The 12148-nt window shown below is 63.4% G+C and carries 13 protein-coding genes; 9 read left to right on the top strand and 4 right to left on the bottom strand.

All coding sequences use genetic code 11. The features are described 5' to 3' along the window. The first annotated feature begins 103 nt into the window (after positions 1 to 103). The gene (gene trpD, locus ABD791_RS04820) at positions 104 to 1156 is read left to right on the top strand and encodes an anthranilate phosphoribosyltransferase (protein WP_345062799.1); all 1053 of its coding nucleotides are present in this window, start codon (positions 104 to 106) and stop codon (positions 1154 to 1156) included. Between the two features lie 96 nt (positions 1157 to 1252). Here the strand turns inward: trpD and glpK are convergent, their stop codons facing one another. Then, entirely contained in the window at positions 1253 to 2767 is a 1515-nt protein-coding gene (gene glpK, locus ABD791_RS04815; protein ID WP_345062797.1) for a glycerol kinase GlpK, read from the bottom strand. Positions 2768 to 3043: 276 nt separating this feature from the next. Here glpK and dhaK point away from each other — a divergent pair, with 276 nt between their 5' ends. The 4 genes from dhaK (at position 3044) to ABD791_RS04795 (ending at position 5844) form a co-directional block, all read left to right on the top strand. After that, positions 3044 to 4045 carry a dihydroxyacetone kinase subunit DhaK gene (gene dhaK / locus ABD791_RS04810; protein WP_345062795.1) on the top strand — a complete coding sequence of 334 codons (1002 nt, stop codon included), beginning with the start codon at positions 3044 to 3046 and terminating at the stop codon, positions 4043 to 4045. 58 nt (positions 4046 to 4103) lie between these two features. Next, positions 4104 to 4742, top strand: a complete 639-nt coding sequence (gene dhaL, locus ABD791_RS04805) for a dihydroxyacetone kinase subunit DhaL (protein WP_345062793.1) — start codon at positions 4104 to 4106, stop codon at positions 4740 to 4742. Positions 4743 to 4744: 2 nt separating this feature from the next. Further along, positions 4745 to 5458 carry a dihydroxyacetone kinase phosphoryl donor subunit DhaM gene (gene dhaM, locus ABD791_RS04800; RefSeq protein WP_345062791.1) on the top strand — a complete coding sequence of 238 codons (714 nt, stop codon included), beginning with the start codon at positions 4745 to 4747 and terminating at the stop codon, positions 5456 to 5458. Between the two features lie 74 nt (positions 5459 to 5532). Then, on the top strand, positions 5533 to 5844 hold the full coding sequence (locus tag ABD791_RS04795) for a hypothetical protein (protein ID WP_345062789.1): 312 nt from the start codon (positions 5533 to 5535) through the stop codon (positions 5842 to 5844). A 129-nt stretch (positions 5845 to 5973) separates the two neighbouring features. On the opposite strand, the gene ABD791_RS04790 is transcribed toward ABD791_RS04795, so the two are convergent. Continuing rightward, entirely contained in the window at positions 5974 to 6261 is a 288-nt protein-coding gene (locus tag ABD791_RS04790; protein ID WP_345062787.1) for a helix-turn-helix domain-containing protein, read from the bottom strand. 68 nt (positions 6262 to 6329) lie between these two features. Between ABD791_RS04790 and map the strand changes: the two genes are divergently transcribed. The 3 genes from map (at position 6330) to ABD791_RS04775 (ending at position 10068) form a co-directional block, all read left to right on the top strand. Next, complete coding sequence (gene map, locus ABD791_RS04785) at positions 6330 to 7100, top strand: type I methionyl aminopeptidase (protein WP_345062785.1); 771 nt, start codon at positions 6330 to 6332, stop codon at positions 7098 to 7100. A gap of 294 nt (positions 7101 to 7394) precedes the next feature. Continuing rightward, entirely contained in the window at positions 7395 to 9575 is a 2181-nt protein-coding gene (gene helR, locus ABD791_RS04780; RefSeq protein WP_345062783.1) for an RNA polymerase recycling motor ATPase HelR, read from the top strand. 136 nt (positions 9576 to 9711) lie between these two features. Next, on the top strand, positions 9712 to 10068 hold the full coding sequence (locus ABD791_RS04775; RefSeq protein WP_345062781.1) for a VOC family protein: 357 nt from the start codon (positions 9712 to 9714) through the stop codon (positions 10066 to 10068). Between the two features lie 85 nt (positions 10069 to 10153). Here ABD791_RS04775 and ABD791_RS04770 read toward each other — a convergent pair whose 3' ends face one another. Together ABD791_RS04770 and ABD791_RS04765 are read right to left on the bottom strand one after the other, a co-directional pair. Further along, entirely contained in the window at positions 10154 to 11152 is a 999-nt protein-coding gene (locus ABD791_RS04770; RefSeq protein ID WP_345062779.1) for a CU044_5270 family protein, read from the bottom strand. Then, a complete protein-coding gene (locus tag ABD791_RS04765; protein ID WP_345062777.1) occupies positions 11149 to 11697 on the bottom strand; it encodes an RNA polymerase sigma factor in 549 nt (182 codons plus the stop codon). Before ABD791_RS04765 ends, ABD791_RS04770 begins: the two co-directional genes overlap by 4 nt. A gap of 239 nt (positions 11698 to 11936) precedes the next feature. Between ABD791_RS04765 and ABD791_RS04760 the strand changes: the two genes are divergently transcribed. Beyond that, a complete protein-coding gene (locus ABD791_RS04760; protein ID WP_345062775.1) occupies positions 11937 to 12143 on the top strand; it encodes a YciI family protein in 207 nt (68 codons plus the stop codon). Positions 12144 to 12148 lie beyond the last annotated feature (5 nt).

Raw genomic sequence — 12148 nt, 5'->3', positions numbered from 1 at the left:
AGGCGTGCCTGTCGCCCAATGGTTATGGTTAGGTAAGCCTTACCGGGCGTCGATATCCCGCGTGATTTCGGGGGATTAGCCAGATTCCCCTACGATTGTGCGCATGCTGGAATTGCAGTCTTGGCCCAATATCCTGAGCTCCCTTCTCCGTGGAGAGGACTTGAGCGTTGCCGACGCCGCCTGGAGCATGGAACAGATCATGGTCGGCGAGGCCACAGATGCCCAGATGGGCGCGTTTCTTGTGGCACTTCAGGCCAAGGGGGAGACCGTCGATGAGATCGTCGGATTCCGCGATGCCATCCTCGATCACGCCATTCCGCTCCCGGTCAACCCCATGGCTCTGGACATCGTCGGCACCGGTGGTGACAGGTTCGGCACGGTGAACGTGTCGACGATGGCATCGATCGTTTGTGCGGCCGCTGGCGTGCCCGTAATCAAGCACGGCAATCGTGCGGCAAGCTCCGACTCGGGCGCGTCGGATGTGCTCGCGGCGTTGGGCATCGACCTCACGCTGTCTGCCACCACCGTCGCTGAGATTCTGGATGTGACGGGAATCACGTTTGCCTACGCTGCGGCATTCCATCCGGGGTTTCGCCATGCTGCGGCGACTCGCAGCGAGCTGGGCATCCCCACGGTCTTCAACTATCTGGGTCCGCTGTGCAACCCGGCCAGACCCGAAGCCTCGGCCGTCGGTGTCGCCGCACTCTCTCGCGTGCCGCTCTTTGTCGGTGTGTTCCAGACGCGCGGGGCCACCGCCCTCGTCTTCCGCGGCGACGACGGCCTCGACGAAATGACCACCACTGGTCACAGCCACGTCTGGGAGATCTCCCGCGGACTGGTGACTGAGCACGACATCGATCCACGCGACCTCGGAATCAAGCGCTCGAAGATGAGCGACTTGACAGGGGGAGACGCTGCCCACAACGCAGCGGTGGTGCACTCGGTTCTGGCCGGCGATGTGGGACCCGTTCGCGACATCGTGCTGCTCAACGCGGCGGCCGGCCTGGTGTCCTTCGAGTTGGCACAGGATCCCTCACAGAGTCAGATCAGCATCCTCGATCGCTTCCGCACACAGATGCTCGTTGCCGCGGAGGCCATCGATTCAGGTTCCGCCGCGAACAAACTCTCCCAGTGGGTCGCCGCGACTCGAGGCTGAGCCGGTCGCGCGTCACCCGGCGTGGGAACAGAGTTCGACCGACCGGGCCTGAGCGGCCCGGTCGGTCGATTTCTGCTGTTGTTGTCAGCGGGTTCGTCAGTTGACGTCCTCGTCGACCCAGTCAAACGTCTTCGTCACTGCCTTCTTCCAATTGCGCAGCTGGCGTGCCCGTTCGGCTTCATCCATCTTCGGCGTCCACCGGCTGTCTTCCTGCCAGTTGGCGCGCAGATCATCAAGATCGCTCCAGAAACCGACAGCGAGACCCGCCGCGTAGGCAGCACCGAGTGCCGTCGTCTCGGCGACGACGGGACGCACCACCGGTACACCCAGGATGTCGGCTTGGAACTGCATCAGCAGGTTGTTCGCGATCATTCCGCCGTCGACCTTGATCTCGGTCAGCGGTACTCCCGAATCGGCGTTGACCGCGTCGATCACCTCGCGGGTCTGGAACGCTGTCGCCTCCAGAACTGCGCGGGCGATGTGGCCTTTGTTGACGAAGCGGGTCAGACCGACCAGTGCGCCACGGGCATCCGCGCGCCAATACGGAGCGAACAAGCCGGAGAATGCCGGCACGAAGTACGCGCCACCGTTGTCATCGACTGTTTTGGCCAGCGCCTCAATCTCGTCGGCCGACGAGATGATGCCGAGGTTGTCGCGCAACCACTGCACCAGCGCACCGGTCACCGCGATCGATCCTTCCAACGCGTAGTGCGGCGACGCGTCGCCGAGTTTGTAACCCAAGGTGGTGAGCAGGCCGTTCTTCGAATGAACGATCTCCTCCCCGGTGTTGAAGATCAAGAAGTTTCCGGTGCCGTAGGTATTCTTGGCCTCGCCGGTGTCGAAGGCGGCCTGGCCGAAGGTGGCTGCCTGTTGGTCGCCCAGGATGCCGGCGACTGGCACTTCCCGAAGTAGCGAATGCTCCTCGACGGTTCCGTAGACCTCTGACGAGGACTTGATCGTCGGCAGCATCGACTTCGGCACCCCGAATGCGGCGAGGATGGCGTCGTCCCACTGGAGTGTCTCGAGATCCATGAACATCGTGCGTGACGCGTTGGTGACATCCGTGGCGTGAACGCCACCGTTGACGCCGCCGGTGAGGTTCCAGAGCACCCAGGTGTCGGTCGTGCCGAACAGGAGGTCGCCGGCCTCAGCCTTTTCGCGGGCGCCTGGCACGTTCTCGAGAATCCAGACGATCTTCGTGCCAGAGAAGTACGTCGCCAGGGGAAGGCCGACCTGCTGCTTGAACCGCTCGACACCGCCGTCCGCTGCGAGGCGGTCGACGATCGGTTGGGTGCGGGTGTCCTGCCAGACGATGGCGTTGTACACCGGCTCTCCGGTCGTCTTGTCCCAGACGACTGCCGTTTCACGCTGGTTCGTGATGCCGACGGCCTTGATGTTGTGGCGAGTGATGTTGGCCTTTGCCAGGGCTTGACCGATCACCTCGCGCACGTTGTCCCAGATTTGCTTCGGGTCGTGTTCGACCCACCCGGCCTGCGGAAAGATCTGTTCATGTTCCAGCTGCCCGGTCGAGATGACCGAGCCTGCTTTGTCGAAGATGATCGCCCGAGAACTCGTCGTTCCCTGGTCGATCGCGAGAATGTAATCAGTCATTGTGACCTCCGTTGGGCTGACTCAAAACAGTGCGGGCCGGCGCGGGCTGCTGCACCTGTGATGCGGAGATAAGACGAGTAGCTGCAACGAACAGGGCCGGGGTGAGCGTTTGGCTACACCCTAGCCTCGGCGCTCGGCGAGGGGAATGGCCAGAGCTCGCACAGTGTGCCCTTACCGCGCGGGCGAGCATGGCGTAGTTTGAGCGGGAGAACAACGACGATTCGAGCTGGAGCCGAGGTTCGGGTCGTGTCCGATATACCGAGTGGACGGAAGCTCATGAAGAAGCTCATCAATGATCCGAAGAATGTCGTTACCGAAGCGGTTTCTGGTTTCGGTGCAGCCCATGCCGATCTGGTCACGGTCTCTCTTGATCCGATCTTCATCGTGCGTCGCGACGCACCCGTGTCCGGAAAAGTGGGAATTGTGAGCGGCGGCGGCAGCGGTCATGAGCCCATGCACGGCGGCTTCGTCGGGCCAGGGATGTTGGATGCCGCAGTTCCAGGGGCCGTTTTCACGTCTCCGACCCCCGACCCCATCCTCGCCGCGACGAAAGCCGTCGACGGCGGTGCCGGGGTTCTGCACATCGTCAAGAACTACACCGGTGACGTGCTCAATTTCGAGACCGCCGCTGACCTCGCGGCGGCCGAGGACATCGAGGTGCGCGCGGTAATCATCAACGACGATGTGGCAGTCAAAGACTCGCTCTACACGGCAGGTCGCCGCGGCGTCGCCGGCACGGTCCTCGTTGAAAAGATCGCCGGTGCAGCTGCTGAGCGCGGGGACGACCTCGCCGGAGTTGCTGAGATCGCCGAAAGGGTGAACGCACAGGTGCGCACCATGGGTGTTGCCCTGACTCCGTGTGTCGTTCCGCACGCCGGCGAGCCGAGCTTCACGTTGGCCGATGACGAAATTGAAATTGGCATCGGCATCCACGGCGAACCGGGCAGGGAACGCATCAAGCTCGAACCGGCCGATGCGATTGTCGACAGGTTGCTTGGCGCAGTTGTTGAGGATGTGCCATTCGTCTCGGGCGACAAGGTGCTTCTGTTGGTGAACGGAATGGGCGGAACTCCGCAAATCGAGCTCTACATCGTCTACCGTCGTGCGGCCGAGGTGCTCGCCGAAAAGGGAATCGAGGTCACCCGGTCGTTGGTCGGAAACTTCACCACCTCCCTCGAAATGCAGGGTGTGTCGGTTAGCGTGTTGAAATTGGATGACGAGTTGACCGCGCTCTGGGATGCGCCGGTCCACACCGCTGCGCTGCGATGGGGTCGGTAGGGAACGGGGGCTGCAGAGCCCTCTTGCGGTCGAGTTCAGAGCTGGAGAAGGAGACCGAATGAGCGTGGGAGCCGACTGGGCGGAAGCCTGGATCAGACGGAGTGCTGCGGACATCGCGCTGAATCGCGCCGCTCTGAACACGCTTGATCGAGACATCGGTGACGGTGACCATGGCGAGAACATGGATCGCGGGTTTCAAGCGGCCCTTCCGAAGCTCGACGAGCTGTCCGACACAGCGACGCCGGCCGACGTCTTCAAGGTCGTCGCCACAACGCTGATCTCCACGGTCGGCGGAGCTGCTGGACCGCTTTACGGCACCGCTTTTCTCAAAGCTGCACTCTCGGTCGTTGGCCAGGTTGAACTCGACGGCAACGGTCTCGCCACGTTTCTCACCGCTGCCCGTGACGGCATCGTTCTTCGGGGCAAGGCGGAGTCCGGCGACAAGACAATGGTCGACTCCTGGACCCCTGCCGTTGACGCGGCAACTGCGGCGAACGCGGCCGGCGCGAGCACCGCTGAGATCCTCAGGCAGGCCGCTGACGCCGCACTGGCCGGGGCCGTTGCCACCGAGCCGTGGGTCGCTCGCAAGGGGCGGGCAAGCTACCTGGGGGAGCGGGCGATCGGTCATCGTGACCCCGGAGCCGAGTCCACTGCGCTTCTGCTGCGGGCAGCCGCCGAAGCGGCCGGACAGGAGTAGCCGTGGCTGAATCCGAATCGCGCGTCGGAGTCGTCTTCGTCTCGCACAGCGACAAGATCGCCGACGGCCTCGTCGAACTTGCCAGGCAGATGGCGCCGAACGCACGTCTCATCGCCGCGGGGGGCACCGACGAAGGAAGTATCGGCACAAGCTTTGAGAAGGTCAGCGCGGGGATCTCGTCGGCCGACACCGGCGCAGGAGTTGTGGTGCTCTGCGATCTGGGCTCAGCGATACTGACCGCTGAGACGGCGAGAGACTTTCTCGATGAGGCTGACCGCGACCGTGTGGTGATCGTCGATGCGCCCCTCGTTGAGGGCGGAGTTGCCGCAGCGGTTGCCGCCGAGTCAGGGGAGAATCTCGCTGCTGTGATCGCCGCGGCCCAATCGGCGAATTCGGTGCAAGCGGCTCCGGTTCAGCCAGCGTCCGGCCAGACACGTGGCCAGCAGGATGGCGCATCCGCCGGCTACACCCGCACGGTGACGCTGATCAACGCCGATGGTTTGCACGCACGGCCCGCCGCCGATTTCGTCAAACTTGCCACCACCTTTCCGGTGCGGGTAACAGTCAACGGCAAGGATGCGAAGAGCCTGCTCGGCATTATGGCTCTGGGGCTCACTCGAGGCAAAGCGGTCGAGATCAGCACTGTTGACGAAGAAGGAAAGCCGGCCGTGGACGCTTTGGCCGCACTGATCGAATCGGGATTCGGCGAGGCTTGACCACGTCGTCGCCCTGTACTGCTCATCGCCGATAAAGCCGTGCAGATCAGCGCAATCCGGCGTATCGTGTGGGCATGGCTGACGAGAAGAAGTCCAGGGCGAACGGGGCATACGCTCACCTCTTCGAGTGGGTGGAAGACAAGCTTCGACCAGCATTCGAAACTCCGCCACCGCCAGGCCGATACGACGCGGAGACCACTCTCGATCTGGCTGGCTGTCCACTCTGCGGGCGTTCGATGCGTGAGCACGTCATCGACCACTCTGTGCAAAACACTCGACTGATCTGCCCGGTACCGCAGACGAATGCCGGTGACGCTGACGTGTTTGAGCCGGTGAATGAATTCGGCATGGTCATCCACCCGGCACCCGAGGATTCCGCGTCTTAGTTCGCCGTTCGCGTAGAAACCTTCATGATAGCGAATCGTTTCTCTGCGGGCCGCGCTGATGCGATTCGTGAGTCAAACCGGGGCCTTACCTGTGTCACGCCAATCGCTACTCCGAGACCGCAGTGCTCACTACGGACGCGCGGGGATGGCCGCTGCGACGGCGCGTTCGCGGTCGGACCCTGAGCGGTGCGTCAGCAAGTCATCCATCGCGATGCCTAGTGCCGAGCAGATTCGCTGGATCGTGAAGAACTCCGGTGACGGGCTGCGGCCAGTCTCGATCTTGCGGAGTGTTTCAACGGACACCCCCGCACGGGCTGCAGTGGAGACCATCGTCTGTGGGCCACGCGCTGTGCGCAGGGCAGCACCGAGGTCCTTGCCTCGTTTGAGCTCTTCGGGAGAAAGCGGAACACGTACCATGGCACCAATGATAGTACCGGTATGATGATACCGGAGCTGTGGATGGCTCCCCGAAAGGTAGGTGGCGAATGATCGAGCTGCGCACAGCACGCGAGATCGACGAGATGAAGGCAGCGGGGGAGTTCGTCGCCTCGACGCTCGCAGCGCTGAAGGCCCGTGCCGACGTTGGCGTAAACCTCCTGGAGCTTGATGCCTTCGCGCACGAGCTCATCCGTCAACGCGGCGCCGAATCGTGTTACCTGGACTATGCGCCATCCTTCGGATCCGGACCGTTTGGCTATGTGCTGTGCACGTCGGTCAACGATGCGGTTTTGCATGGCAAGCCTCACTCGTATCGCCTTCACGATGGTGACCTTCTGACCCTGGATTTCGCCGCAAACGTGGACGGCTGGGTAGCTGATTCCGCCATCAGCATCGTGGTCGGCACCGCAAGCGAGCAGGACCTCGAGTTGATCAGGCTCACCGAGCGCGCTCTCGACGCGGGAATCGCGGCCGCTGTGATTGGGAACAAGATCGGCGACATTTCGCACGCCATCGGCAGCGTCGCAGCCGAGGCGGGTCTCCGGGTCAATACGGAATTCGGCGGTCACGGAGTCGGACGCACGATGCATGGCGACCCTCCCGTGCCGAACTCCGGCCGGCCTGGCCGCGGGTATCCGCTGAAGGAGGGTCTGGTGATCGCGATCGAGCCCTGGTTCATGCGCGGTACAGACAAGCTCCGGGTTGACCCGGATGGGTGGACTCTGCGCAGCGCAGACGGAAGTCGCACCGCGCACTCGGAGCACACCATCGCAGTCACGGCAGACGGGCCGATCACGCTGACGAGGCGGCTCGGCTGAGTTGTGAAACGCGGGGTAGGTGGGCGCCAGCGAGCATGTCGGTGAGTTTCCCGGGCCGCTCCCGCTCGTTTGGGAGACGCTTCGTGAGCAGATGACGATGTCCGGAGCTGCAGGCTGGAAGGTCTCTGCTCTCCGTGTCGATGTGTCCGGTGCGTGGACCTTCGCCTTCAACTGATCCCGCTACTTTCAATCTACAACTGACAGGGGCACTTGCGGCAAGCCCCAGGTCATGGCGCACACTTGTCGGTCGAGCCCCAATTTGCCGTGGGCCGTGTCATACCGAAAGGTGCTGTCGTGGAGTTGATCACCAGTGCATTTGACCTTGCCGACCGACTCGCAACCAAGGCTGACCCGAAGCTCATCGCCGGTGACGAGCGGCACTTCGCGGCCATTGCGGAGAGCCTCGAGCAGTCGATCACCGAGCTGTCTCACCGCCTCGCTATTGAACGCAGGGCGCACGGCGGAAGCGGCCAGGAAGCGATGGACCGGGATTTGGAGATCCACCGGCTGACTGCTCGCCTGCGCACGCTGGGTCGTTACGGGTTGGACCTCTGCCTCGGGCACATTGTCAGTGCAGAGAGCTCAGCGCCGATCTACATTGGGCGGCTCGGGCTCACGGACCGCGCGGGCAACCGGCTCCTGCTCGACTGGCGTTCTCCAGCGGCCGAACCGTTCTTCGGCGCGACCCACGCCAACCCCATGGGAGTGGTCAGTCGCCGCCGATATCGCTGGAATCACGGGCGGATCAGCGACTACTGGGACGAGGTGTTCGCCTACGCCGGACTCGACGGGCGCGCCGCGCTCGACGACCAGTCCGCCTTCATCGCCAGCCTGGGAAGCAGCAGATCGCCGCAGATGCGCGACGTGCTCGGCACCATCCAAGCCGACCAAGACGCCATCATTCGTGCCGGCTCTCGCGGCACGCTCGTCGTCGACGGCGGTCCCGGCACCGGCAAGACGGTTGTCGCTCTGCACCGTGCGGCGTATCTCCTGTACTCCGACTCACGGATCGCTCGCGGCGGCGGTGGTGTGTTGTTTGTCGGTCCGCACCAGGCGTATTTGGCCTACGTCAACGATGTGTTGCCGAGCCTGGGGGAGGAGAGCGTGCAGATCTGCACGCTGCGCGACTTCATGGCCGAGGGCGCCGCCGCACCGGTGGAGTCCGACTCGGGAGTGGCGGCGGTGAAGGCATCCGGCGACCTCATGGATGCCGTCGAGGCCGCGGTCAGATTCTACGAACAACCCCCGTCACAGGGTCTGACCGTTGAGACTCCCTGGGCGGATGTGTGGCTCAGCACCGCTGAGTGGGCAGAGGCGTTCGACGCGGCGCCTGAAGGTACTCCGCACAACGAGGCCCGCGATCAGGTCTGGGATGCGCTTCTCGACATTGTGACCGACCAGGTCGACGACGAGAGCGTGCCTCCCCACCTGCTGCGCAGATCCTTGGTGCAGAACGACACTCTGACGCGCACCTTCACGCGGGCCTGGCCGCTACTCGACCCGCTCGGCATCGTCGCAGACCTGTGGTCGGTGCCCGCGTACCTGCAGAGGTGTGCCCCCTGGCTCACCTCCGCCGAGATCCAGACGCTCCAGCGCGCGGACTCCCGGGCCTGGACGGTCTCCGACCTGCCCTTCCTGGACGCCGCGCGGCTTCGAGTCGGCGACCCGGAATCAGCCCGACGAAACCGTCAGCGTGAGACCCAGGCTGCATCCGAACGCGAACAGATGACCCGAGTCGTGGACGACCTGATCGCATCCGATGACTCTGAGCTGCTCGTGATGTCGACGCTGCGCGGACAAGACGCCCAGAACAGCCTCGTTGACGAAACCGCGCTGCCAAGCTCCGACCCAGATCTGCTCGCCGGGCCATTTGCCCACATCATCGTCGACGAGGCGCAGGAGTTGACCGACGCAGAGTGGCGGATGCTGCTGATGCGGTGCCCGTCACGGAGCTTCACCATCGTGGGAGACAGAGCCCAGGCGCGGCATGGCTTCAGCGAGTCGTGGCAGGAGCGGCTCGAGCGGGTCGGGTTCAGCCGGATCAGCCAGACCACGTTGAGCATCAACTACCGCACGCCGGAAGAGGTCATGGCCGAAGCCGAGCCGGTCATCCGGGCCGTTCTCCCGAACGTCAACGTGCCGAGGTCGATTCGCAGCAGTGGTGTCCCGGTCGAACACGGGTTGGTGTCGGAGCTGGGGTCGATCCTCGACGCCTGGCTTGACACGCACGCGGAGGGGATCGCCTGCGTTGTCAGGGCCGGGGGCACCGAAGCCGACACGTTCCAGGCGACGTCCCGCATCCGCTCGCTGACCCCGGAGCTGTCGAAAGGCCTCGAGTTCGATCTGGTTGTACTCGTCGACCCCGACTCGTTTGGCACGGGCATCGAAGGCGCGGTTGATCGCTACGTCGCGATGACACGAGCGACCCAACGACTCGTCATTCTTTCAACTCCCGATGTTGTTCAGACGCCGTGACCTCCGTATCGAGTGGGTTCTGGTCAGATCTCGCCGGTAAGCTGGCCGCCAGCCAGCGACTGAAGGCGCTCAGACGGCGCTCGGTTGACGACGCAGGAGTCGCTCGACGAGGTCGCGTGAAGCGAGGAGACAGTTTATGGGAGTGACGGGAATCGGTGGACTCTTCTTTCGCAGCCGCGATCCGGATGCGCGGGCGGCGTGGTATCGCGAGCACCTCGGCATTGACGCCGGTCAGGGCGCCATCTGGACGCAGCAGGCGGGCACGACCGTCTTTGCTCCCTTTGCATCCGACACCGACTATTTTGCAGTGGACCAGTCGTTTATGCTCAACCTTCGCGTCACGGAGCTCGATGCGTTGGCCGCACAGCTGGAGGCGGCGGGCATCCCTGTCGAGCGTCGGCCCGAGTGGGACACCGCCGACTATGGTTGCTTCGCCCGCATCCATGATCCAGAGGGCCTGCCGATCGAGCTGTGGGAGCCGCCGGCGGAATGACCCATTGGCCATGAAGGACACGCTGATATTCCCGATGGAAGACCCATCGGGAACATCAGCGTGGATGGTTCTGGCGTGGCCCTTTCTAGGGTGTGACGTCGACAACGCTGGTGTGCACTGAGGACCAACTGATTGTCGTGCCGGCTGGGATGTCCTCCTGATCCGCGAGGGTGACGGTCCGTTCCCCAATCAAGAGACCTGTGATCGGGTCGATGATGATCTCCTCGCGCGCGATCGACCCTCTGGCCGGTTCGGTGCGCCCCAGAGCGACACCCGCTTGACCATCGAGGGTTACTTCCTCCTCGGTGATGGTGACTCCGGGGATGAGTGCGAGGGTGCGGTAAAGAGCGGCGCGGAGATCCGCCGGCACTTCGCCGGTGCGGAGAAGTCCGGTGATGCGCACCCAGACGTCTTCATCGATTGACGACGATCCGCCACTGTACTCGTCATAGAAGTGATCGCGGAGCGCTGACGGGTCGCGAGGCAACTGATCAAGCACTCGTTCTGACTGCACGGATCCGCCGAAGAAGGCGCCCCCTTCCGCGCGAAGCACTCCATTGCGAAGCGGATCGTTCTGGTTATCGGGATCGAGATCGTAACGCTCTGCCGCCGCTCGCCCCGCCTCGCCGAAGAACACGGTCGCAGGGAGTTCGTGGCGTTCCCAGACCCAGGTGTGGGTGCGATCCGCAGGAATGTAGAGCACGCCGGTGGTCGGTATGAGCCACATTGTCCGGTCGCCGCCGTTCGAAGCGCCGGAAGCGCTGTTGGTTGAGATGCGGAGGTATTGACCGGGTCCGACCACGGGATCGGAGGTCTCGATCGTCGCGTTTGCGGCAGTGGTCAGGAACTCCGCGGCTTGGGCGGTCGCGCCACCGGTGCTGCCGACCGGCATGATCACTCCCATGACGATCAGAGCCGCGGCGATCGCTCCGATCCCGATCGCGACGAGTCCGAATCGGCGTGGTCCTGCGCTCTGAGGTTTCAGCGCCGTGGGGGCAGCTGCATCGTGGGGGGCTACCCGTTCCATCACGGCGGTCCGCATCGACGTGATCTGCTCCGTGGTGGGGCCGAGGTGTGTAGTCATGACAGTCCTTCTTGCTGGGTGGCGAGTTTGAGCCGAAGTGTGCGTCGCAGCGCAGAGAGCCGGTTTCTGACGACACCGTGAGTGACGCCGAGGAGGTCAGCTGACTTCTGATAGCTGAGCCCTTGGGAGATGCACAGGTGGTACAGGGTCTGGTCAGTGTCGGAGAGTTCGTCGATCGCTTCGTTGATGGCGTCTCCAAGAAGCTGCGCGATGGCCACGTCTTCTGCGCCTGGTTGCGGATGAAGCGCGAAAACTTCACCGGAGTCCAGAGAGGTGTGACGCGCGTCCCTGCGGAGCAGCTTGATTTTGTTCAAGCTGAGGTTTCGCGTCGTGACCAACAACCACGGCAGGAGGGATTGGTCGACAACTCGAATCTTCGACCTTTTGACCCACGCGAGTACGAAGACCTCCTGGGCTATGTCCTCGGCATCTGGAATGCTGCCCAGCATCCGAAGCGCATACCGGTACACCGAGGTGATGTGCTTGTCATAGAGGTGCCCGAACGCCTCCGAGCCGCCGGAATCCAGCCACATCCGCTCGCTCATCGGCTCTCCATCAATTGTGTGCTCATAACAAGTAGTGTCTCGACGGTCAGAATCGTCTGATGTTCGCCAAGCCATTCTTGCGTGGCGCTCAGCAGGCGCAGGATGCATCGGTGCTGGCAGAACTCGCCGTTCTCGCGATTGGCCCTGGTCGGGAGCCCTGCCCTGCCTGACGGCGTGGTGATCAACACCTACCGGGGCTCCGGCACCTGAGGCACACTACCGGCAGGAGATGATTCGAGATGCAGTATTTGGTTTCTGTGGTTTTCGATAACCCCGGTCTTGCGACCGCGACGGAGATGGCTGCCATTGACGTCTTCAACGATCGGCTTCACGCGGATGGCCATTGGGTCTTCGCCGGGGGTCTGGCGGCACCCAGCACGGCGACTGTGGTCGATAACAGGGGAGGAGCAGCGATCCTCACCGACAGGCCGCTCCTGGCCCACTGAGTGTG

Origin of the sequence: Glaciibacter kafniensis, assembly GCF_039538945.1 — a bacterium.
In the GTDB taxonomy this organism is placed as follows: Bacteria; Actinomycetota; Actinomycetes; order Actinomycetales; family Microbacteriaceae; genus Cryobacterium; species Cryobacterium kafniensis.
Note: the sequence above shows the minus strand (reverse complement) of the source record. Positions and strands in the feature narration are given on the sequence as shown.